Source organism: Bradyrhizobium genomosp. III, from assembly GCF_000261705.1.
In the GTDB taxonomy this organism is placed as follows: domain Bacteria; phylum Pseudomonadota; class Alphaproteobacteria; order Rhizobiales; family Xanthobacteraceae; genus Bradyrhizobium; species Bradyrhizobium ottawaense.
Genome location: NZ_AJQF01000474.1, coordinates 1 through 22,287 on the forward strand (window position 1 = coordinate 1; position 22,287 = coordinate 22,287).

Consider the following 22,287-nt stretch of genomic DNA (forward strand, 5'->3'; position numbering starts at 1 on the left):
GATCCTGTTTCGACAATTTTGAGATAGGTTCTAGTCATCTGGAACGCAAGTTCGTCACATTATTGATAGCTCGAATCTCTACAGAGAAGAGTGCTCGTGGCGAATGCAGGAGCGAGCCCGTGAAGGATCGGATGTGAGGCGCGACGCAATTGCGACCTTGCCCGACTGGTCGATCAAGCCATGGTCACCGAGCCGTTCTCGTCGCGCAAGCCGCCGTACTTGGCGGTAAGGCTGCGGGTAGGGACGGGACGGGCCGGCCGCCGTTGGCCCGATAAAACCTGTTGAGCACAAACATGGCGCGGACGGACCAGTGGCGGATCCAAACCGGGATCACGATGCGTGGTATCAGTTCTTGCGCGCCGTTTCGCCCCTTATGCGCTTGTCTCGGGCGATCCGCTCTGTCTCGGCGGCTTTAGCTTCATCGCTGATGCGCCAGCTGCCGCTCAGAACTTTGGGTAGAACGTCATCGAGTTGCATCGTCAAACCGACAAAGGCGATGCGGCCGTCACGGTCGACGACGAACGGGGTGGGAATCCCGACACAACGGCTGGGATGTAACCAAAGATTTTCCATTTCGCGTGTGAAGTCGACCCCGATCCGGCGATCTGATTGATCCATGACGCGGAAGTCGGCGTGAAGTGGACATTAGTGCGGCGGGCGAGCGAGCCACTCTTTGATCTTGGGTGTCTTGTGGGTGGCTAGTTGTCCATGACGATATGGACAGCGAGCCCCTCAGGGATTTGAACGTCGATCTCTTTGAGTAACTTCAAGAACTCGACCGCCCGATGGCGCTTGTAGCATTTGCCAATGACAAAGCGGAAGCGACATCGAGCGCGGCAAACAGCGCGGGCAAGTTCATCTGAACACCTGGATCGGGTGCCAAACGAGCATCATGGTCACAAGTGGTATTATCACATCTCCAAGCAACAAGCATGCCAATGCCGCTTGAACGGTTTTATGAAGAAACGATGTAGACTTTCCCGCAGCACCTGGTTTTAGGCGTCCCTGTTGTCGCGCCTGAAACCACCGACGTCTTGAACAAGACAGCCAGAGCCGCAACCACGTCCATAGCAGTGCTCAGTATGGCAGCGCTCAATAAAGAGAAGATCTTGCCGGCGTCCGCCAGAATGCTCTCACCATTTTTGAGCGGTGCGTTGGTGTGTGAGAAGGTGCTAACGCTAGTCATGGCCTCGATGATGCGAACGCGACCGCAGCGATAAGATCGCGTCAGCGAGGGCAAAGATAGCTGAAGCGCGCAATCCGAGGTAGCGTGTTCAATGAGGAAGACAGCAGAAAAAGCGGCCGCACCGTGGCCTCGTCTTGTAGCGAAATGGGTAGCTGGCCATCAACTCACCGACGAACTCGCCGTAACTGCAACACTTCTATGAAAGCATGGGTTTCACATCGGCTGGAGAGCGGAGAAGACGGAAAGCTCCGTGGCCTGGCTAACCGTACACATGACTCCGGCGCCATCGAGCCCTGGGGCCTTATCGCCAATGCGGCGGGAACGATTAAGCCCCCAAGGGAAGTGGAGGATCGACTCCACGAGATCCGGACCGGATTGGAGAGCTCATCCGGCGTCCAATTTGTCTCGCCCTCTGAAAACGTCGCAGACGAGGTGGTGTCAGTCTTGAGAACCCTTCATGATCCGGACTACCTTGATGCACTTCGGCTCACGCCGCATCCACAAGAGCCAGAAATCACAGAGCTTGCCACAAGATATGCCGCGCACGGAAGGAGCCGCGGACGCCGGGACTCCCCGAGCCGACGGGGCTGAATTTCGAAACAACAAAGCCGGTTGGCGAGAAAAAACTCCTTGAAGGCGTGTATGATGCGGGGGTTGCTTACAGCAGAGCGGCGCTCGAACATCCCACAAGCTCGAGATCTGCAGAAAATCGGTGAGGTGGTGACGACGTGGCTGCTATACGGCCCACGTCCCCGCTACTCAGGTACGATCATCGCCAGCCTCTATCCTGAGTTGCATGACGTCCTGCCTTGAACATATCACTACAACATGAACGAGCACCGTCATGACCTAGGCCATGAGCGGCCATAATGTTCAGATTCTGTCCGTTTCGATCTTCATCATCGGTAACCTGATCTGCGCGATCGCTCCGAACTTCCTCACCCTTGCTGCAGGCCGCGTCATTTCGGCCTACGGCGCGGCGATGTTCACCCCGTCGGCTACCGCGCTGGCCGTGGAACTCCTGCCGCCAGCCCGCAAAGGGTTCGCGTTGTCTCTCATCTTTGGCGGCATGACTGTTTCACAGGTTGCCGGCGTTCCTGCCACAAGCTGGATCGCGGATGCTATCGGCTGGCGCTTCTCATTCGGTTTCGTCGTCATTGCCGGGCTTCTCGCATTGATAATCTTCGCTCCGATGATGTCCGGAATAGCTACCAAGGCGCCGGAGCGCGGAAACAGCCCGATCTCAAAAGGCCTCTCCAAGGCCACCTACGGTATCCTTTCCGTGACGTTATTCGTCGTCGTTTCCGAGTTCATCGTTTACTCCTATGTGAGCGTATTCATCATCGGTTCTCTGCTTGCCGGGGTGCCGCTGCTCTCAGCCGCACTCTTTGCCTACGGCTTCGGAGCCGTGACGGGAAACGTTGCGTGCGGCGTTCTGACTGACCGTTTTGGCCCGTATAAAGTTCTCATTGCGGTTGTAGGCGCGCAACTCATCCTGCTCGTAGGTTTGGTTGCGTTCAGACAGCATGGTGCCCTCACCGTGCTCATCGCCTTCTTTTGGGGTAACGTGAGCTACATGTATCTCGTCCCGATCCAGCACCGTCTTCTCGGTCTGGCCGGAGATAGGTCGAAGCTGGTACTGGCGATGAACAGCTCGACCACCTTCGCGGGGATCGCCATTAGCGCTTTTCTCGGCGGCATCCTTGTCGAGACTAGCGGCGTCCCGTCTCTGGCTGCGGCATCGATCCTGATTGGTCTCATCGGCATCGGGCTGGCTGTTGCCTTCATGCGTGACGCAGCACCTGCAGAAACCGCGACTGCAGCATGTCCGAGATGATATCGCTCAACGATCGAGTTATTGCAGTCCCACAATTAAGAACGAAGCCTCAAACGGCATTTCCGCAGCGTGCTATGCATTTGGATCGAAGCCGCACGCGTTCCGCCTCGTACGAAACAACTAAGGGGCCGCCCTGGCGCCTTCAAGGCGATGCTGGCTCGCTTGAACCAATTGGAGGCGGAGATGGACGCCTTGAAGGGACAACGGGTCTCGACCCGGCACATATGGCGGCGGGCGGCGCGTCCGTGTCGCTCGGCTACGAGGGTGGCGTACGGTGGCGCGCGGGTTCATCCGAGGATGAGGAGCCCCATTTCCAGCCACGAGAGGCCGAGCCGGAGGCGTCCAAGGGCGGGCTCGGCAGGGCCACGCGACAAGCTGGTGGAGCAACTGGCCGCGCAGCGGTGACTTTGGCGCTTACTCCAATCTGTCTATCGAAGTGGATGGTTTGACCAATCCCAATACAATTCACGCGCGTAACGTTCATCCTCGAAAGTCTTTGTGCGAGGTACGCCTCTAGCAGGCAGTTGAAAAACGTGCTCGCCGCCGACCAGCGACCGTGATTCATTGGCTCCGACGAGATTCGGAAATGATGCGTGCGCGGCGGCGACAATCGAACGGGCGAGCTGTTCAGCTACGTCGATCTCGAGGCTCGGGTGCGGCGTGACCATCCGCTGCAAGCGATCCGGACGATCGTGAACGAGGCGCTGTCGACGCTGGAGCGCGAGTTTGCCGCGCTCTATTCGCCGACTGGGCGGCCGTCGATCCCGCCGGAGAAGCTGCTGCGGGCGTGCTGTTGCCTCAGCGCAGCCGGCCAGTATGGTCCATAACGGACGAACCCGGTTGTGCGAGCACCTTCATGAGCTGGACAGGGGAGCACCGGCCCGGCGGCGTGCACTTCCCCGGCGCGTTGGTCACGAGCGTACGGTTCGGGGCGCAGGAATATCTTGCCACGCCCACACTGCGATGCGCTCGCAACTCTTGTAACTCTGACGGCAGTGATCGGTGGACGGCCTCGGGAGATCAACGCTGTCATGCGGTTTGCGAGACAGCTCATGACTGGAAGAGACCGTCGAAAAGCCAAACGCACGGCGCGCCCCGACAAGGCATCGCCGGACAGGTGCGAGAACACGCTTTGCAGAGAGCGGTTTCCGGAGGCGAGTCGGATCAGCCAACCCGAAGATCCTCAGCTGACATCTTGCCCGAACGCCCGGCCTTGAGCTGATAACTTACCCGAGCCCCCTCTTCGAGAGTGGTGTAACCGGCCCTTTCGACGGCACCGATGTGCACGAAGACATCGGGACCTCCGTCCTCAGGCCTGATGAACCCATAACCTTTGGTCGAGTTGAACCACTTCACAATACCCATTGCCACGGCGGCATCTCCATAGTGAACCGTTGTGATCTAGCGAAGAGTCTGCCGGCCATCAAGATGGTCGGCAAGACGCCAGCGTCGCTGCGCTGGTCACATGCTCGTTTTTTATCGCATGGTCTATCTGCGGCCGCATTGTGCAAACGACAGAAAGCGCCGTGACGTCGACCAGACTTCGATTCAAGGCTTCAGGATCCGGATGACGTTTTGACCTTCGCTTCACTCGTCGCGCGCTAGCGGCTTACAGAAGAGTTGCAGAGCCTCGAACACGCCGCGCTCATCCGGAGCCGAGCTAAAGCGAATGGGATTGATCGTCGTTGAACAACAGGGCGGCCGTGAACTCCTTCGCGCAGCCTGGATCAGGATAATCAATCCGCGCCATGCCTGCATTGAGCTACGTGACATGCTTTCTCAAGCACGAAGACAGTCCCAGAGCTGCGCTTTAGCTGTTCGCGTTTAGATATTAGCCGCACGCCGGCCATGTCGGACGAACAGGGGTCTGCGAGACAATCCTCAAGGAAGCGCATCTGGCAACTTACCGCCCGCTCGTCATGTTGTGGTTGGACGCCAGGAAACCCGCTCGCCAGCGGTGGAGGCTGTTCAAACCGGTAACTTGCGCATCTGACGACCTTCATCGCGTCTGCCGGCGGCTCATCAGCTCTCTCGCCTTGGGTTCGATGAATTCAGCTGAGCACCGTGAAGACGTTGAGATAACCAATGGTCTCAGCCCGCTGACCGAGTTTTTACTCAGAACAAAGCCGCCTCGATGCATAGGTGTATTCAAGGGCCAGTTGACGCGCATATTCCCTGAGGTTGGCGGCGGCGCTGTGCCCCCCGTCGATGTTCTCGTAATAGAAGTAAGGCTGGCCCAGCGCGGCGAGCTTCGCGGCAGCTTTGCGGCCGTGCGCTGGATGCACGCGGTCGTCTTTGGTGGAGGTAAGAATTAGGGGAGCGGGATAAGTCTTGCCCGCCATCAGCTTCTGGTAGGGCGAGTAGCCTTCGATCCACGCACGCTGCTCGGCAATGGCAGGGTCACCGTACTCGCCGATCCAGGAGGCGCCTGCGCCCAGTTTGGTGTATCGAAGCATGTCAAACAGCGGCACCTTGATGATGGCCGCGTTGAAGAGTTCGGGACGTTGGGTGATTGCGGCGCCAACGAGCAGGCCGCCCTGGCTGCCGCCAATGATTCCGAGCCGGCTCGGACTTGTGATCTTCCGGCGGATCAGGTCCTCGGCAACGGCAATGAAATCATCCCATGTCGTCTGCTTCGTTGCCGTCTGGGCCGCTTGATGCCATTGTGGGCCAAACTCGCCGCCCCCACGCAGGTTCGCCACGACATAGGCATTGCCCTGTTCGAGCCAGAGCCGTCCCACCGGTCCCAGATAAGAGGGCAGAAGCGAAGCCTGGAAACCGCCATAGCCATAAAGAAGTGTCGGGATCGTCCCGTCAAACCTTGCGTTCTTCGGCCGCACCAGAAAATAGGGAACTGACGTGCCATCACGCGAAGTGGCTTCGAGCTGCTCCACGATATGATTGGACGCATCGAAAGCAGCCGGTGTCGTCTTCAACTCCTCAAGGCTTTTGCTTTCGGCATCAAAATACCAGACTGAGGTTGGTCTGAGATAGCTCGAGACCGCGAACATGGCTCGGTCCGCTTCATCCGAGGTGGCTAACAGGCTGACATTTGCATGTTCCGGCAGCGGGATCGGCGTCGCGGACCAAGCTCCGTGATCGTACTTATAAGCGAACGCTCTGCTCTGAACGTTCTCAAGGATCGTCAGGATCAACAAATTCTTTGTGGCGCCTAACCCGCTCAGGGCCTGGCGGGGCCCAGGTTGGAAGACGAGCGAGGCTTTGGCGCGCATCGGATCCTGTTTCCATTCGGCCAGATCATACGAAATCAGCGATCCGGCGGCGAAGCTGATATCGCCTGGCGGCCTCCAATCTTCATCAAGCCTTACAAGCAGGCGACCACCCACTAGACCGATCATCGCGGCCTTCTTTGGCAGATTGAGCTTGACGGGCCCATCGGGGCGGAAGACCACATACTCGGCTTCGAAAAAGCTGATTGCGCGGATCGCGCCGGTCTCATGAATGTTGCCCTCGCTGTCACGAAGCACGAAGGGGGACATCGAAACGTCGGTGGGCTCGCCACGAAAGATCTCGCGAGCCTCACTGAGCGGCTGAGCGCGTTTGAGCTCCTTCACCACAAAGGGGTAGCCGGCTTGCGTCAAAGTCCCCTCGCCCCAGTCCCGTGCAACAAGGAGTGTGTTACGATCGACCCAGCTGACGTGCTGCTTGCCCTCTGGGAGATAAAAGCCATCCGCAACGAAGGTCTTGGCGTCGCAGTCGAACTCTCGTATGGACGCGGCATCCTTGCCGCCATCGGAAAGACTAATCAGGCAGAGGCGCTCTTCAGGCGGAAGGCAGCTGCTACCTTGAAAGATCCAATTCCTGTTCTCGGCGACCGCCAAGGCGTCCACGTCCAGAATGGTTTCCCACTGTGGGTCTTTGCTACGATAGCTCTCGAGCGTGGTGCGTCGCCAGACGCCGCGCACCTGGTTCTCATCTTGCCAGAAATTCTCCAAGCCGCGCCGTTTCAATGAAACATATGCGATCCGATCCTTGGCCTGCAGGATGGAGAGCGCCTGTCCGTAGAAGTGCCCATAGCGAGGATCTGACTGGAGCACCCCGAGCGTCTTCTCGTTCTCGGCGCGAGCCCAAGCCACTGCGCTTGGCCCTTCGATCTCCTCGAGCCAAAGGAATGGGTCATCAGTCACCGCCGCATCCGTTCGCTCCTGTGAAAGCGCCGTGGAGGTGATGCAGGCAATCGAAAGCAGCGTGGCGGAGAAGAGTAATGTATTCATGGATTTGCTCCGGCTGAGGTCGAGCGGTCAGGCTCGCGGGCCCTGCGGGTCAAGCAGAAGCGGCGGAAAGCACGCAAGCGCATGACATAGCGCGGCTTGCGCTATGTCGCGGGCCGTTCATTGCAAGCTGCGTGCCGGCTAAAGGGCCACAAGCCTCAAGGATCTTCGTCGGATCATGAAAGTGCATCCCGAGATTAGAGACCATCTGTTCGAGTACGTGCAAGCGCTGACATTTCAGTGCGTCCAGACAGGATTGTGCGGGGTACGGCACCATCGTGAACAGCGCCTCGCGAGCTGGATTTGCCTTGCTGGTGATGACTCCCGCGTGCTGCCAGTCACCCACGATTACCTGTCCTCGGTGCTGGGACTGCGCCGCGCGGGGGTGACCGAAACATTGATCCGCTTCGAGGAGCAAGCCCTGATTCGCAAGATGCGAGGCGTCTTGCAGATCGATGAACACAAATTACTCGAAAATAAAGCGTACCGTTGCTACAAGTTCGTCTCAGCTGCCTATGCTCCCTCCTTATCAGTCCGCGCTCTCGGTGAAGAACAGACGAGCTAGCAACTCGCCACTGGCGTTCTGCGTCCTTCGGGTGCTTGTGACCGCGAACTTGAGACAATTCGCCCCGAGAAGGTCACCCCGTCACCAATCAATCGCTCCCCTTGCGCCGTGTAGCGGGCGGTGGGTGACCGGTCGTCGGCGATACCTGGCTGGTCAGCTGGCGGTTGTCGCAACGCTGACGCGTCGTCGTTCAGCCGCGCGATGCGTCCGGCCATTAGCGGGCGGCCGGACGATGAAACGCAATTCAAGGTTGAGCATCAACGCAAGATCCTGCTGCCTTGGCCCAACGAGTTCGGTTGCCGACCAGCCGAGGCCTGTCGTATCTTGTATATTGATCATGACATTTTCCACGGCGCAGCCCGCCAGCCGACTTCGTCAATTGGGTGCCCGGCGCATGGATAGTGTCCCTTCCGAAGCTTCCTGGCAGCCAAGACAAGGCCCGGCGAGTCATCTCACGCTCAGAATTCTGATTGTCGCCTACGCCAGCGCGACCCGCAGCGATACGTTCCATTGATGTCACCGACCAATTCTCGCAATTGATCACAACGTTGACACTGCGCTCCGACCGGCAGTCACGTTTTCAAGAGCGTTATGCGTCGATTATCTCACCTCGCCTAGTGGTCCGCGGCGCCCGCAGTGACGATCGGCGACCGAATAAAAGCACGCCCCTATTCATAGTAACAGCGCCTGTATGGCTATACAGCTGCGGTCGCGTAATTCGCTTCGCATTGCGCTGGAGCAACCCACAGTCGCCCCTTACATTTCGCTAGATCTGCATCAGCGGCAGCGGAATGGCGGCCGTTACTCAATAAGACGCAACCGCCGCGCCTTGACGACGCACTGGGTACGGCTGGTCGTTTCCAGCTTTCGCATTGCATTTTTGACATGAAAGTTGACGGTGTTCTCGCTTACTTTCAAGATGACTCCGATGGCCCAGGATGACTTCCCTTCCTCGACCCATCGCAAGCACTGTCTTTCCCGTGACGACAGACCAACCCCTTGCACATCCGCCATGAGTTTCTCCTGGAGCAGAGAGGACGTGGAACGAGATCAGCAAATGCCATACCAGTCCGTGGCACCTCAAACTCTCGCGGCAGGACAAGATCTTGGGAGATTGCCGGTTCACTTCTCCGGAGACTGCCACCCAACTGCAGCCCTATCGACGGATTGCGACATATGTCGAAAACGCAACAGCAGCAACTACGACAACCATAGCAGTCCATATTTGCTCAACATCTGTGTGAGCTGGATATCACCTTTTGGCCAGGCGCCCTCCCGCAAGGGGTGAATGCTCTGTGAAGGGCCCTAGCACCCGGCTTGCGAGCCGAGATCCTTCATTTGCACCAAAGCTTTCCTTTCCAACGTGTCGGCTCGGATCCACCTATCACAACAGCCCCGGGTTAGGCGCCCATCCTATGGCGATCATGCAAGCTTTTACGTGCGAATCAACTACCAACGCTGGTCATTGATCGGCATCACAACAAAAAGTATGAGCAGTGCAGCTTGCGCCAATCGAAGGCCGGCCTCAGGACTTCTGTATGAAGTATCAACTACAATCCGCTCGGCCCAACGCAGGTCATCAATGCACTCCGCCGCCGCCTGTCGAAATGCTTCGTGCCCAGGTCTGCTCGAATGGCGAGCTCTCGTTTCTGATGGAGGCGCATGACGGCCTGTCCGCGACAATCGCCCAGCGCTCAGGATTCAAGGGGCTCTGGGCGTCCGGTCTGTCCATTGCGTGTTCTCTAGGTTACCGCGACGCGAACGAAGCATCGTGGAGCCAGCTTGTCGACGCCGTTGAGCGGATCGTGGATTCAAGCCAACTTCCTGTCCTGGTTGACGGCGACGGCGGCTTCGGGAACTTCGACAATGCCCGCCTACTGGCTCGTAAGCTCCGTGAGCGTGCCGCTGCGGGTGTTGCACTGGAAGACAGCTGCTTTCCGAAGATGAACTCCTTTGTCGGCAATCGTCATCCCCTCGCGGAGGTCAATGAGTTCTGTGGCCGCTTGCAGGCAGTAAAGGACACGCTAGCGACGGATCTCGTCCTTGTGGCTCGAATCGAAGCGCTCATCGCCGGCCATGGTATGCACGAAGCACTTTCACGCGCTCACGCGTACAGGGAAGCCGGAGCGGATGCGATCCTCATTCATTCGCGAAGCAGCTCCGCAGACGAAATTCTTTCATTCGCACGCGCCTGGCAGAACAGCCTGCCCGTCGTCATCGTTCAACCATTCCATGCGAGCCGCGGTCAGCGCGATGCGGCAACTCTGCGACCGCCTCTTCGCTGAGGAGAACGCGACAACGATCGAGCCGAATATCGCAGACCTCGAAGAGGTGTTTGACATGCTCCAATACGATGAGCTCGCCAGGGCTGAGAAGCGGTACCTTCAGCCCAATAAGCGATAGCAATGATTTTGTTTGGCCCCATTCACTCTGCTTTGGCCAACAGGGGCTGGACCTTAAGTTGGAATCTCACAGAGGTGATACGCACATCACCTGACGCTTTGCAGCGAAACCGATACGCCTGTTAGTTGGGGCGAACAAACAATGAGTAATACCCCAAGAAAGGCCGTCATTCTCGCAGCTGGTGTCGGCTCGCGCCTGAGACCGCTGACAGATCTGCGTCCAAAGCCTTTGGTCGAAGTCAACGGCACGCCTATCCTCTTCAATGCTCTGCGTAATCTGGACATAGCCGGGGTGAAAGACGTCACTATCGTGGTCGGCTATCGAAAGGACGCCATTCAATACGCGTGCGGTCAGCGCTTTGGCACGCTGGAGATCAATTATCTCGAGACGCCCGCATTCGAGCGTACCGGAAGCGCCTATTCGCTGTGGCTCGCGCGAGACTCACTTCTGTCGGGCGACTGCTATTTGCTCGAAGGGGACGTCTTTTTCGAGGAGGATGTTCTACGCTGCTTGATGGGCGAGGCTCCTGATGCTGCCGCCGTAGCTCCCTTTACCGAAATCATGGAAGGATCCGCCGTTTTGCTGTCGGATAGCGGACGGATTTCCGCGTTCCGGATGAAGCAAACCTCGGCAAGCCGCCCCGCCGACCGTCCGCCCCTCTTTAAAACACTCAATGTGATGCGGTTCGCGGCTTCGACTCTCAGAACCATGATTGTTCCAGCGCTCAACGAGATCATCGGCTCCGGCGCGACGCGGGCCTACACTGAAGAACTGCTCGCCTATCTGATTGAACAGCGCGGACTGCAGCTTGCGGCAGCCCGATGCGATGGTCTTAAGTGGTATGAGATCGACACACCCGTCGATCTGCAGATCGCCGAAACTATCTTCGCGAGCCGGCCGGTATTGCGGCAGCGACCGAGTTTAGACAATAAGTGAGAAATTGCCCGCTTGGACACCGGAGCCGAAGCCAATCGACCTGCAGATCTGATGTCCATGTCGATCAACCAACGGCAAGTATTGCCTGGTCACCACTTTGGCGTCTCCGCCGCTGGTGCTCCTTGCTATCCTGGCGGACTCCCTCTCCTTCGATCCGATCAAAGGGCAATAGGTACGAAGCCAGCCCAAGCTCGAGAAAGCGATGGGCCTGGGCAACCAGAACGAGATTTGTTGATTGCGATTGATGAGGAAATGACCTGCTTGCAATCGAAAGGAGAACTCTACGCTCCAGAGGACAGGGGCGGACTAGCGTTGCCGCAGCAAGGCAGCTCGTCAAGTGGACATAGAAAACAGCAGGAGCAAAGAGATGATTGAATACCTGGTTGATCGTGCAAATGCGATCACGGCTTGCTCCTATGTCTTCGCAGTCGTCGGCGTCTTCCTAGCCCTGAATGGTAGACCGGAGCTCGGCGCTGCCGCGATGCTCTGGACATGGTTTTTGGATCATTGGGACGGGCACATTGCTCGCAAGACCCGTCGTATGCGTCTGCCGGGAATGGCTGAGTTCGGAAAAAGCTTCGATGGCTTTGCCGATTTTGTGCATGGGGTCTGGTTTCCCGCCGTCATTATCATCCTTGTGGGTGACGGCTCGGGAATCTCGTTTGGTACCAGCCTCGTGCTCGTCGTGTCGGGTGCGATCAGGCTGAGCTATTTCGAAAATGTCGGCCTAACGGCTGACGCGAAGTTCATCGGAATTCCAGTTTCGTATGGTACGCCCTTATTGGCTGTGATGTTGCTGATTCGGCCACTCATCTGGGCGGAATTGTTCCCGACAGTTCTGGCTCTCGCTTTCACAGCACTTGCTACTCTCTACGTCTCCACCTTTGTGCGGGTTCCAGCGATACAGGGCCGCGCAATTCCAATTGCAACGATCGGAGCGATCGCGCTTTCGGTGGCCCTGGTAGCGATCAGCTTGTCTAGTCCCAGCTAAGCGGGCCGTCCCGTGCCGGCGCAGCTGGCCCCACGACCAATCTGGTGCGGCGGAAAGTAAGGACACTACGAGGAGGCAATTGTCTGGTTGCTGATCCTTCGGTTGATTCGGAACAACGTGATGGCGACATAAGCCGGACGGGACGACGCGCTCCAGCCCACGGATAGCGCACTCAGCCGGTTTACACGTCCAATGTCTGAACATAGGTCGCGAGAATTCACCGGCTCACGATGCATTACCGGCCATTGGCAAGATTGCGAATGGAGTGTTCGACGTCATGGAGCCCGCGCACTGCAAATCACAAGCCATTGTCCCCGGGCGGGCTGTTTTGGTTCCCGCGATCGGTCGTGTGCGCCTGGAAAGCGCCGCACCGCCGGCCGAGCTGTTATCGCCTTCCTCTGGCTATAGTGAGATTGGTCCGATATCCTTCCTCGCATCACCGAGAAAGTCCTCACGGCGGTCGACAAATTGCTGCGCCCAGATTTCCGCGGTTATCGCATTCCAAAGCCAACGAACTTCGACAGGTTGGTAGGGCCGCTTTCCGCGTCTCAGCAGGCGCTCCACATCTGCCAGGTTGACGATCCTAACTCGGGCTCGCCTGCCCGGGGCGAACAGCCGCGAATACAAATCGTCGATCACATCGGCCATGTCGGCGTCATACTGAAACTGTTGAATATACTTCTTTCTGTGCGTGACGACGCGCGGAAGAACGAGCTCCGCAGCCTTGCGGAGAATCGCCTTCACTTGAGTTGGACCAACCTTTTGGCGATCGGGGATTCGGAGCGCTAGATCTATCAGGTGCTTACTGGCGTAAGGCATGCAAGATTTAAGGCCAAACTCCGCCGCGAGCACCTCCTGCGCCCCCATCCTGTTGTCCCATGAAGCCAATGCTGAGCCCAACATCCGAAAAAGCGGCGCGTCTTCATCAACAAAGGTCATTTCTTCTGTTGCCAGGCGACTTTGGTTCTGACCGGCTTTGCACGGCGCTGGCAAAGGGTGGCTGCCTTTCGTTGCACGGAAGATCGCACGGGCCAGCCAAGAAGCCGGAAGCGTGCCCGAGCACTCCGCAGAGCGCAGCTCGCGCAGAAGCCTTTTGGCGCCGGGCACATGACGTCCAAGCCATAGTCGGCGATGCGCGGGCATTCCTGCAAACAGTGTGTCGCACATATTTCCTGAAAACAGCGTGTCGACCTTCCCGACCGCCCCGCGCGCCAACGCATAGAGCTGCGGGAACTCATCATAGCCACCTGGGTCTTCCAAGCACCAGACTGTCGTCGGCAGCAGCTCGATCAGATCTTTCGGTCTGACGATGATCTCGTGGTGACAGGTTCCGAGAACCGACGACGTCTGCCGCGCACCAGCAATATCCGGATCGGACTCGCCGTGTCCGACCGTAAAGGTGCACAACCGCGTTCCAGGTAGGCGCTTGCGCAGCAGAGCCGCGATGAGCGCCGAATCGACGCCGCCACTCAGCGACACACCAATTCTGCCAGTTGCATCATGGGCATACGCATTGACAGATCTTTCGACCGCTTCGAGGACAGCTTTGGGCGAGACGGGCTGGCTCGGCGCCTCGTATTCGCAAGGCCGGGGCTTTGTGCGGACAATTTTCGGCGCCTCTAGGCCGACGATGACGGCGCTGCCGGGCAAGACTGGCCGAATGTCGTTGAAAAAGGTTCGACCAGGGGGGGCCCAACCGTTGTAAAGGAACGTATTGATCGCCGGCAGGTCAGGTTCGGAGCTGATCTGCGATACTGCAAGAAGCGCCTTATAGTGCGTCGCAAAGGCGGTCCAGTCCTTTCCCTGTGCAAAGACGAGCGGCATCACCCCGAACGGGTCACGGGCCAGGACCAAACTGCAAAGCGAGGCATCCCAGACGGCAATCGCGTAATGTCCATCCAAGTCATCAAAAAACTGGATGCCCTGTCTTCGATAGCCCTCCGCGACGTCATGCACGGAGAGTGACACCCCTTCCGTATTAAGCAGATGCCCCGTAGAGGCAATCAGCGTATTGCCCGAACGCGCCAGGCCACCATCAGAGCCAGCGCGGATAGCGAAGTGCGCCGGACCATATTCCCAAATGTGAACCTCTGATCCGCCTTGCGGGAGCAGCCGTCCCATTCGTCTCATCAGCGATCCGTCAATGCGACCCACAAATCCACACATGCTGCTCATCAAAGATCTCGCTCGGCCGATGTTGAAAGACAGCTACAAGGCGAGCCAATGTTATCGGGATCGATCGGGCTTGATGTGCTCATGGCAGCTCACGTTCACGAGGATCCACGCTACTCGGCACCAGATCGTGGTCACCGTGACAGAACCTTTGATCGGATCCCCGATCCGAGCCGACCACGCCGATCAAAGAACCCAGGCTCATGATCGCAGCGCGGTGAAGCCCCTCATTTCCAGATATCTGACGCTTGCGGGAGCAAAAGAGTCGCGGAGGATGTCCAGCTGGTATGGCGCCGATTCAAAGCCGAGGCGGACGCGTTGCGCGTCTGGCGGACGCAGACACACCAGACGAGGTTCGCAGCGATAAGCCAACTACCAATGCTGGTGATTGATCTAGATATCAGATGCATGCATGGATTGGACTTTACCGGATCGGGTCGTAGCGCCAATGCGGTTCGACATGCGTCCTCGACAGGTTTGGATGTCGTCATCGGCTCTGGTGCCTGCTTTTTTCGACCGGACCGGAAACCATCCAAGATCTGTCCGAATAGCAACTTCGGTCATAAATTTGTATGATGGAATCGTCCACTGCGCGCCAAAGGCGGGGAGCCTGCGGATGCCGCGGCGTGATGATCCGGCAAATAACAGGGTGGCCATGTCCATAGCCACCTGAGGGGACGTTGATTTTGACTATTTGCCCTGCACCAGCGCCATCAAACTCGCTCCAAGCTCTGCTTCCTCGGGAATTGTCACGGAGAGCAGGACGGAAGTGTCGTGTCCGGAATGATGTCGATGATTTTGGCGTCCCGGATCGCGTGGGGATGCACCACGACGTCGCGGCCGCTGACCAAAATGATACTGAAGTATGGCTCGACCTCGATATGGCGGACGATGTCAGTCTGAAAATCCAGCATGACTTGATGGGTCAGGCCGGCCGCGACTGTAAATGGGATGCCTCGCCAGGAGCCGGCGACATTTCGATGCATGTGGCCAAAGAACATGTGGCGGATGCGCGAGCTGAACGGGGCGATGACATCCCAAAGTTCTTCCTCGCCCTGCAGCGCGATCTGATCGAGCCGCTTCAGCCCTACTTTGACTGGCGCATGATGCATGAACATTAAAACTGGCTTATGGCTCTCCGTAAGCTGTGTCCTGAGCCATTCGAGGCGCACAGCATCAAACGCACCGCCATGCGTTCCGGCGGCCCAGGTATCAAGCAGAAGACCAACATGATCTTGCAGATCGAATCTGCTGTGGGCGTAACCGTCAGCGGCCAAATGCTCTGGAAAGATCGCGCCGAATACGCTGCGATGATCATGGTTACCCACGGTGATATGCAGCGGAGGCAAGCAGAACTCCGCCACGACATCTCGGAACAGTTCATAGGACGCTCGATCCGCCCGATCGGTGACGTCGCCGCTGATGACCAGCGCTGCCGCATCGGAATGGTAGACTTCGATCTCGGAAAGACAAGCTCGTAGACGGGCCTGCGGGTCAATCCCTCGCAGCAGGCTTCCACTCGGGACCAGATGTGGATCGGTCAACTGGATGATTTTCATTGTCTCGCGCTGTTTGCTGGGTTGAAAGGCCCGAAATCCATGACCAGGGCAGCATAGGGCTCCCAGGCAAGCTTCCGGCGCTTGGCGTAGAAAGCGCCATTGTTGTGCAGGATGATGAAGGGTACTTCTTCTGCAAAGATCTTGAGGGCAGCTCGGGCGAGCTGCTTGCGCTCTTGGCCATCGCTTGATTGCGCGTAAGCGGCGCCGATCGACTGATACTGCGGCGAATCCCATATCTTGAGGGCGTGCTGGCCGCCGCCTGGGCCGTACTGACGCCAGACCATGGAGGTCGGGTCGGGCCAGGATGGCAGAAAGGATTCATCCCAGATCGCGCTCAATGGTTTTGTGTAGACCTGGCTGAAATTCTCCATCTGATGGAGCACGACGTTGACGCCGACAGCCTTCCACATCTGCACCAAGATTTGCGCCGTCAGCACCTGGTTTGGATACCAATTGTTGAGCAGACGGTAGGCAATTGGATGGCCATTGTAGCCGGCTTCGCGCAGTAACGCGCGTGACCTGTCGGGATCGTAGGCAGGTGCAGGAAAGGTAGGATCATAGACGTCCCCGAATATCGGATATTGCGCCCCATGTGGAACATCGATTCGTCCTCGCCAGAGCTGCGCCATGATGAGTTCGCGGTCGATCGCAAGGCTCAGCGCCTGGCGAATACGCCGGTCCGATAGCCATGGAGCGGTCGTATCGATCGCGAGCACGCGCAGATTGGATATGGCACCCCCGACAACATCGAACCGGGAGGTCTCAATGGACTCGAACTGATCCGGCAGTAGATCCGATATCAGATCATAGTCGCCCGCCAAAAGGCCATTGACCCGCGAAGCAACCTCAGGAACGATCCGGAACTCGATGCTGGCGAATGGCGGAAGGCCGCCCCAATACTCATCGTGAGACTTGAGGATCAGACTGACATCCTTCCGGTTGGACATCACACGATACGCACCAGCACCGATCGGCGCCTTGAACCAGTTTTCCCAGCTGCCGGCGTTGCGAAAGGCTGCTTCGCTGACGATTTGGGCACTCCAAGCGGCGAGCTTCTTATCGATCGCGGGATCGGGAATCGTTGTCGTGACAAGGACTGTGCTCGGTCCCGTCGCCTGCACCGAGGCGATATTCTGCTGGTATTGCGAGGCGATCGTATTGCCGGTCCGGGTAGGACCGAGCCTTCGCTCTTTGCCAAGCGAAAACACGATATCGCCGGTAGTTACGGTCGAGCCATCGTGAAACTTGACGCCGGGGCGGAGCGTGAATTCGACGCTAGTGCTGTCGATACGTCGCCAACTTTCCGCGATGGCTGGTTTGACGGCCATGTTGTGGCTAAAGTCGATGCGTAGCAGGCCATCGAACGCATTGGAGAGCATCCGTAGCGCCGGCGTGTTGTTGAGCATCACCGGGTCCGCGTAGTCCGGCTGCGTCGGCACAGCGACGACGATCCTGGGTCGCCCTGATTGGGCGAAAGCCAATTCAGGCACCGCAGCTCCAAGCGTAACAGCCTTCAGCAGGGACCTTCTACTCAGGCCGGGCATGGGACGTCCTTTCTTGATAGAGCAAAGAGCGCAAACAGCTATCAGAGCGTGCCGTCGAGGCGATCGCGCAGCCAGTCGCCAATGAGCGAGACCGATAGCGCCATCAGCGATATGACGACTGATGGAATCATCAAAATCCAAGGCGCGCGGGCGAGATAGTCGCGGCCGTAGCCCACCATGGCGCCCAGCGATGTCGATGGCGGCTGCACGCCGAGGCCAAGAAAGCTCAAGCCGCTTTCGACCAGGATAATCTCTGGAAACGAGATGGTCATCGATACGATCAGCGTCGCGGCCACGTTGGGAAGGATGTGGCGCCAATAGACGTGAAGGGGACGGGCACCGAGCTGGCGGACGGCGCCGGCGTAACCTTGAGCATTGGCGCTAATCGCAAGGCCCCTGGCGATCCGCGCATAACGCTCCCATCCATGCAGCGCGAGCAGGCAGATAAAGACCGCAAGCGAGTTTCCGATGAAGGCAAGCACCGCGAGCGCCAGGATCAGAAATGGCATTGTGGCCTGGAAATCGACCAGGGCCAGGATGGCTTGTTCGATCCAACCACGAAAATGAGCGGCAACAAATCCGAGCGTGGTGCCGAGCACCGCTCCGACACCAGTCGCACCAAGCCCGATGAAAGCGCTCATCTGGATGGACAAGACCAAGCGGGACAACATGTCCCGTCCAAGCTCGTCCGTGCCGAACGGATGAGCAAGCGAGCCGCCCCATCCGATCGGCGGCGACAAACGAGGTTTCAGATCGATCGCTGCCGAGTCATAGGGGATAACCAATTGCGCCAGGACGGCGGTCGTCCCCAGAAGGAGAAGATATGCGAATGCGAGGCGGATAACGAGCGGTGTGCTTGGCGCTCGCGCGGCGTTCAGCTTCGACGATAACGGTTCGGCTATGATCCTCTGCAGCATCATGCATGCCCTCCCCGCCGGATTCGCGGATCGAGCAGGCCATAAAGGAGGTCGACGGCAAGGTTGCAGGTCACCATGGCTACGGCGATGAGGAAGAGCACGCATTGGACAATGGGCAGATCACGACTAGCGACCGAAGACACCAGCAGCCTGCCGACTCCTGGCCATGAAAACACGCTTTCGACCAAAACCGCGCCGGCGATCAGCTGTCCGACCATGAGGCCTAAGAGCGTGACCGTCGGGATTGCCGCGTTGGGCAAAGCATGCCGGCACACGATCGAGTGGGCCGGCACGCCTTTGGCCCGTGCGGTGCGGATATAGGGCTGCTCCAGCACGTCCAGCATGGCGCTACGGGTGTAACGCGCAAGGACCGCTGCGCTGCCGGCTCCCAGCGTGAGGACCGGGAGGATGGCGTGCTGCCAACTGCGTGCACCGCCGGACGGCAGCCAAGAGAGCCAAACCGAGAAGACCAACACAAGCAGTAAACCAAGGACGAAGGAGGGAATCGTGAAGCCCGCCACCGCCACAAGCATGATGCCGCGATCGAGAACGCTGTTGCGGCGGAGCGCAGCTAAGATGCCCGCCGGAATACCGATCAACACATTCATGAAGAGCGCGGGCACCGTGAGCATAAGCGTGACAGGAACACGCTCCGCGACGACGGCAAGCGCGTCACGACCTTCGCGCATCGAATTACCGAAGCTGCCAGTAACGACATGCGCCACATAGTCCAGGAATTGTACCCAGATTGGCTGATCGAGTCCCCAAGCTTTTTGGAACGCTTCACGGGCTTGTGCCGATGCATCATTGGAGAGGATCTCCAGCGCCGGATCCCCCGACAGGCGCAGCACAATGAATGCAAAGCCGACCACAACAACAATCGTGATCATTGTGCGCGCGAGCCGCGTCAGAGCAAACCAAGCCATCAATGCGCCCTCGCCAGCTGAAGCGGTTCTGGTTCGCTAACCAGGTGGCAGGCAACCTTGCGGCCAGCAACTCCGCTGTTGAGGAGCATGGGCCGCAGATGGCGGCAGGTTGGCCGAGCAAGGGGGCAGCGCGGATGGAAATCGCATCCGCCAGGGCGCTCAGTCGGGCACGGCGGATCACCCGCGAGGGTGATCCGTCGTGTCCTTGGCTTACGCGCGTCCGGCACGGCCGAGACCAAGGCACGTGTATAGGGGTGAAGCGGCGCCTGCAGGATGTCATCGGTTGCCCCCTCCTCGACGATCCGACCGAGATACATGACCGCGAGACGCTTACTGATCTGCCGCACGGCGCGAAGATCGTGGCTGATGAACACCATCGCGACGCCGAACTGATGCTGGACCTCGGCAAACAGGTTGATCACCTGAGCCTGGATCGAGACATCGAGCGCCGATATCGGCTCGTCACATACGAGCAGGTCCGGCGACGTTGCCAGGGCACGTGCGAGCACCACACGTTGTCGTTGGCCGCCGGACAATTCATGCGGCAAGCGGGTCCCATGCTCCTCGGAGAGACCCACGCGCGCCAGAAGTGTTGCCACTTGGGCCATCCGCTTCGCCGCCTTGTCAACACCATGAATGACGAGCGGCTCAGCGACCTGTTCAGCAACGGCAAGCCGCCTGTCCAGCGCTCCCAACGGATCCTGGTAGACGAGTTGCATCCTTGCGCGCAGCCGCCGCCAGGCTGCAGTTTTGCTGGGCGGCATGACGTCATTGTCAAATTTAACGAGGCCCGCATCTGGCTTTTCAAGGCCGAGCACCAGGCGTCCGAGCGTCGACTTCCCGGAACCGGATTCTCCGACCAGACCGAGCGTCTCGCCCTTGGCTAGCGAAATCGAAACCCCATCGACGGCCAACACCCGATGCCGCGGCGCGAACGGACTGCCCGATGAGGGATAGGTCTTTGCAAGACCTTGGGCCAGGAGAAGTGCATCGCTCACGCCACGATCTCCAAAGGCTTGGCGTCATCCGCCCGCAGGCACGCGACCAGCCAGCCGTCGCGGTCGGTGCGGAGATCGGGTTCCAGGTGGTCGCAGATGCCGGCACGATGTCGGCATCGCGGGGCAAAGGGACAGCCTTGGTGCGGAAAGCGTCCGTTGGTGACAGCTTCCGAAATGCCGTTTAATTGCTGCAAAGGCCCATCAAAACTTGGAAGCGCCTCGAGCAAGCTGCGCGTATAAGGGTGACGTGGTGCAGCAAACAAGTGGTCGACGGGCCCGGCCTCAACAACCCGGCCGGCATACATCACATAAGCGCGGCTGCAGACCTCGGCGATCACGCCGAGGTCGTGCGAAATCAAGACCAAAGCCATTTCGGTTTCACGCTGGACATCGCGCAAGAGATCGAGAATTTGCGCCTGGACAGTTACATCGAGCGCTGTGGTCGGCTCATCAGCGATCAATAAGTCAGGCCTGCCGGCCAATGCCATGGCGATCATCACCCGCTGGTTCTGTCCGCCCGATAGTTCGTGGGGGTAGGATTTGAGCCGTCGCGCGGCAGAGGGAATACGGACGAGATCGAACAGGCGCGTGGCTTCGGCCCGCGCGGCCGCGCGGCCCATGCTGCGATGCAGCTGCAGGACCTCGATCACCTGGCGACCGACCGTCAGAACCGGATTGAGTGCGCTTTGGGCATCCTGGACGATCATCGCGATCCGCTTGCCGCGAATGCGCGACAGGCTTTTGCTCGACGCCCCCAGGAGCTCTTGGCCGTTCAGCCGGGCGCTCCCCGAGATCACTGCACTGGGCGGCAGTAAAGCGAGAGTGCCGAGCCAGGTCACTGACTTTCCCGATCCACTCTCTCCAATGATGCCGACGGCTTCGCCCCTGCGGATCTGAAGATCGATCGCTCGCACGGCTCTGGTTGCTCCAAAGCTGACCGACAGCTGTTCGATGCTCAGGAGCTCGCGCACACCTTGCCCCTCATTCTGGTGCGCTAGCACGCGAGCACCACGACAATCCCGGAGCGCCCCAGTTCCGCTTCGCCGAGTCGTGTATCGCCCATCACCTGCGCAGACGGGAAGGAAACAGCAAAAGGTGCAGCCATGGGGCCACACTGCTTCAGACTTTCGGGCACGAACGATGCCATTGCAGGTTCCTTTCACATCGGCAAGATCGCTGCAAAACCGGACGGTGCCGACAAAAACAGTTACCGTAGCACAGCGATGGAGCGAGAGAACTCCAAGACCCTTCCTGCTACAGGCGCATGACACTCATCGCCTAATGAGACGCAAGCATCTAAAAATGCGATGGCAAACAACCCTTTCCCGGAAAGCCAACCAAAAGAGTGATCTGCCGCTCAGAGAAAGGTGTCGTATGGCGCGTACGCACAGCGCTCTCTCGTAATCAGGGCCGAGGCCCGCAACCGCAGAGTTTTGGCAGGTGAGATCCTGTTGCCAAAGCGAACGGCGCTCCTGCCATCGCTCTCCACCGCCGCTCCAAGATCGAGGCCGATCCGGGGGGCCAACGCTAGCGCATGCGCCGACCTACAGGGATGGAAGCAAAACCGGGGCATCAGCGAATCGCGAACTCAAATAGCCAGGATGGCCGACGTCGCTCGTTTTGCCCCGATAAGGCGATTGATCCCGGTTATCAGTCCTTCGCAATTGTGCAGGCCCATCGGTCATGGGGCTCGCGCAAGTCATTAAATCTGGAAACCCGATTTGGGGAGCCGCAAGGACTGGCGCGTATGACGAACACGGCTCATAGAAGTGGAATGCTACGGGTCCAGCCTCATCGAGGTTCTCTTGCTCGGGCAGTGCAAGCAAGTCGAGGAGCGGGCCGACCCCATGGTGTCCATCAACGGCGCTGTCGCCGATCGAGCTTTGCCGCCTAATACGGCTGTCCATCAAGATCTTGAGGCTAAACCGCCCTAGACCTGTGTCTGGCGAGAGGCGAGCGCCTGTCCCCGCTGCCTACGCCCAAGGATGAACCGTCACGTGGTGTCGGCTCTCGCGGCCGGT

General features: G+C 58.7%; 16 protein-coding genes and 3 pseudogenes. 6 read left to right on the forward strand and 13 right to left on the reverse strand.

All coding sequences use genetic code 11. The features are described 5' to 3' along the window. Window positions 1-345 precede the first annotated feature (345 nt). Together IC66_RS47310 and IC66_RS44025 are read right to left on the reverse strand one after the other, a co-directional pair. Entirely contained in the window at window positions 346-618 is a 273-nt protein-coding gene (locus tag IC66_RS47310; protein WP_041959858.1) for a hypothetical protein, read from the reverse strand. Then, window positions 603-847, reverse strand: a pseudogene (locus tag IC66_RS44025) (transposase); the annotation flags it as partial. The gene IC66_RS47310 and the pseudogene IC66_RS44025, both read right to left, overlap by 16 nt. A gap of 1,195 nt (window positions 848-2,042) precedes the next feature. Here IC66_RS44025 and IC66_RS0137310 point away from each other — a divergent pair. Both IC66_RS0137310 and IC66_RS0137315 read left to right on the forward strand, forming a co-directional pair. After that, the gene (locus IC66_RS0137310; RefSeq protein WP_041959860.1) at window positions 2,043-3,023 is read left to right on the forward strand and encodes an MFS transporter; all 981 of its coding nucleotides are present in this window, start codon (window positions 2,043-2,045) and stop codon (window positions 3,021-3,023) included. Window positions 3,024-3,616: 593 nt separating this feature from the next. After that, window positions 3,617-3,811, forward strand: a pseudogene (locus IC66_RS0137315) (IS5/IS1182 family transposase); the annotation flags it as partial. 376 nt (window positions 3,812-4,187) lie between these two features. Here the strand turns inward: IC66_RS0137315 and IC66_RS0137320 are convergent. Together IC66_RS0137320 and IC66_RS0137330 are read right to left on the reverse strand one after the other, a co-directional pair. Further along, window positions 4,188-4,394, reverse strand: coding sequence for a cold-shock protein (locus IC66_RS0137320; protein ID WP_018645234.1), 207 nt, complete (start codon window positions 4,392-4,394; stop codon window positions 4,188-4,190). Between the two features lie 740 nt (window positions 4,395-5,134). Beyond that, window positions 5,135-7,258, reverse strand: a complete 2,124-nt coding sequence (locus IC66_RS0137330; protein ID WP_038951005.1) for a prolyl oligopeptidase family serine peptidase — start codon at window positions 7,256-7,258, stop codon at window positions 5,135-5,137. A 175-nt stretch (window positions 7,259-7,433) separates the two neighbouring features. On the opposite strand from IC66_RS0137330, the gene IC66_RS0137335 reads away from it, so the two are divergent. Beyond that, entirely contained in the window at window positions 7,434-7,820 is a 387-nt protein-coding gene (locus tag IC66_RS0137335; protein WP_240537804.1) for a Crp/Fnr family transcriptional regulator, read from the forward strand. Window positions 7,821-8,621: 801 nt separating this feature from the next. Here the strand turns inward: IC66_RS0137335 and IC66_RS0137340 are convergent. Beyond that, a complete protein-coding gene (locus IC66_RS0137340; protein WP_028153753.1) occupies window positions 8,622-8,834 on the reverse strand; it encodes a helix-turn-helix domain-containing protein in 213 nt (70 codons plus the stop codon). 593 nt (window positions 8,835-9,427) lie between these two features. Here IC66_RS0137340 and IC66_RS0137345 point away from each other — a divergent pair. The 3 genes and pseudogenes from IC66_RS0137345 to IC66_RS0137355 all read left to right on the forward strand — a co-directional run bounded on the left by IC66_RS0137345 (window position 9,428) and on the right by IC66_RS0137355 (window position 12,150). Next, window positions 9,428-10,223, forward strand: a pseudogene (locus tag IC66_RS0137345) (isocitrate lyase/phosphoenolpyruvate mutase family protein). 141 nt (window positions 10,224-10,364) lie between these two features. After that, the gene (locus IC66_RS0137350) at window positions 10,365-11,159 is read left to right on the forward strand and encodes a phosphocholine cytidylyltransferase family protein (RefSeq protein ID WP_038936997.1); all 795 of its coding nucleotides are present in this window, start codon (window positions 10,365-10,367) and stop codon (window positions 11,157-11,159) included. A gap of 367 nt (window positions 11,160-11,526) precedes the next feature. Next, complete coding sequence (locus IC66_RS0137355; protein WP_038951006.1) at window positions 11,527-12,150, forward strand: CDP-alcohol phosphatidyltransferase family protein; 624 nt, start codon at window positions 11,527-11,529, stop codon at window positions 12,148-12,150. 402 nt (window positions 12,151-12,552) lie between these two features. Here IC66_RS0137355 and IC66_RS0137360 read toward each other — a convergent pair whose 3' ends face one another. The 8 genes from IC66_RS0137360 to IC66_RS46720 form a co-directional block, all read right to left on the reverse strand. Continuing rightward, window positions 12,553-14,271, reverse strand: a complete 1,719-nt coding sequence (locus tag IC66_RS0137360; RefSeq protein ID WP_038951007.1) for an asparagine synthetase B family protein — start codon at window positions 14,269-14,271, stop codon at window positions 12,553-12,555. 800 nt (window positions 14,272-15,071) lie between these two features. Next, a complete protein-coding gene (locus tag IC66_RS44030; protein ID WP_157158166.1) occupies window positions 15,072-15,881 on the reverse strand; it encodes a phosphodiesterase in 810 nt (269 codons plus the stop codon). Next, window positions 15,878-17,425 (reverse strand): ABC transporter substrate-binding protein, encoded by a 1,548-nt coding sequence (locus IC66_RS0137370; protein ID WP_041959870.1) that lies wholly within the window; start codon window positions 17,423-17,425, stop codon window positions 15,878-15,880. Before IC66_RS0137370 ends, IC66_RS44030 begins: the two co-directional genes overlap by 4 nt. A gap of 41 nt (window positions 17,426-17,466) precedes the next feature. Continuing rightward, window positions 17,467-18,345: an ABC transporter permease gene (locus IC66_RS0137375; protein ID WP_083859383.1), complete on the reverse strand. Its 879-nt coding sequence runs from the start codon at window positions 18,343-18,345 to the stop codon at window positions 17,467-17,469. Further along, window positions 18,342-19,268, reverse strand: coding sequence for an ABC transporter permease (locus tag IC66_RS0137380; protein WP_038937003.1), 927 nt, complete (start codon window positions 19,266-19,268; stop codon window positions 18,342-18,344). The genes IC66_RS0137375 and IC66_RS0137380 overlap by 4 nt, the downstream gene beginning before the upstream one ends. After that, a complete protein-coding gene (locus IC66_RS0137385) occupies window positions 19,268-20,266 on the reverse strand; it encodes an ABC transporter ATP-binding protein (protein ID WP_049806733.1) in 999 nt (332 codons plus the stop codon). The genes IC66_RS0137380 and IC66_RS0137385 overlap by 1 nt, the downstream gene beginning before the upstream one ends. Beyond that, window positions 20,263-21,237 carry an ABC transporter ATP-binding protein gene (locus IC66_RS0137390; protein WP_038937005.1) on the reverse strand — a complete coding sequence of 325 codons (975 nt, stop codon included), beginning with the start codon at window positions 21,235-21,237 and terminating at the stop codon, window positions 20,263-20,265. The genes IC66_RS0137385 and IC66_RS0137390 overlap by 4 nt, the downstream gene beginning before the upstream one ends. A 23-nt stretch (window positions 21,238-21,260) precedes the next feature. Beyond that, entirely contained in the window at window positions 21,261-21,413 is a 153-nt protein-coding gene (locus IC66_RS46720) for a hypothetical protein (protein ID WP_157158167.1), read from the reverse strand. Window positions 21,414-22,287 lie beyond the last annotated feature (874 nt).

Coding starts and splice junctions, on each gene's coding strand:
- IC66_RS0137350 (WP_038936997.1), top strand. CDS start 10,365: ATGAGTAATACCCCAAGAAAGGCCGTCATTCTCGCAGCTGGTGTCGGC.
- IC66_RS47310 (WP_041959858.1), bottom strand. CDS start 618: ATGGATCAATCAGATCGCCGGATCGGGGTCGACTTCACACGCGAAATG.
- IC66_RS0137310 (WP_041959860.1), top strand. CDS start 2,043: ATGAGCGGCCATAATGTTCAGATTCTGTCCGTTTCGATCTTCATCATC.
- IC66_RS44030 (WP_157158166.1), bottom strand. CDS start 15,881: ATGAAAATCATCCAGTTGACCGATCCACATCTGGTCCCGAGTGGAAGC.
- IC66_RS0137330 (WP_038951005.1), bottom strand. CDS start 7,258: ATGAATACATTACTCTTCTCCGCCACGCTGCTTTCGATTGCCTGCATC.
- IC66_RS46720 (WP_157158167.1), bottom strand. CDS start 21,413: ATGGCATCGTTCGTGCCCGAAAGTCTGAAGCAGTGTGGCCCCATGGCT.
- IC66_RS0137380 (WP_038937003.1), bottom strand. CDS start 19,268: ATGGCTTGGTTTGCTCTGACGCGGCTCGCGCGCACAATGATCACGATT.
- IC66_RS0137375 (WP_083859383.1), bottom strand. CDS start 18,345: ATGATGCTGCAGAGGATCATAGCCGAACCGTTATCGTCGAAGCTGAAC.
- IC66_RS0137370 (WP_041959870.1), bottom strand. CDS start 17,425: ATGCCCGGCCTGAGTAGAAGGTCCCTGCTGAAGGCTGTTACGCTTGGA.
- IC66_RS0137355 (WP_038951006.1), top strand. CDS start 11,527: ATGATTGAATACCTGGTTGATCGTGCAAATGCGATCACGGCTTGCTCC.
- IC66_RS0137360 (WP_038951007.1), bottom strand. CDS start 14,271: ATGGGACGGCTGCTCCCGCAAGGCGGATCAGAGGTTCACATTTGGGAA.
- IC66_RS0137335 (WP_240537804.1), top strand. CDS start 7,434: ATGAAAGTGCATCCCGAGATTAGAGACCATCTGTTCGAGTACGTGCAA.
- IC66_RS0137340 (WP_028153753.1), bottom strand. CDS start 8,834: ATGGCGGATGTGCAAGGGGTTGGTCTGTCGTCACGGGAAAGACAGTGC.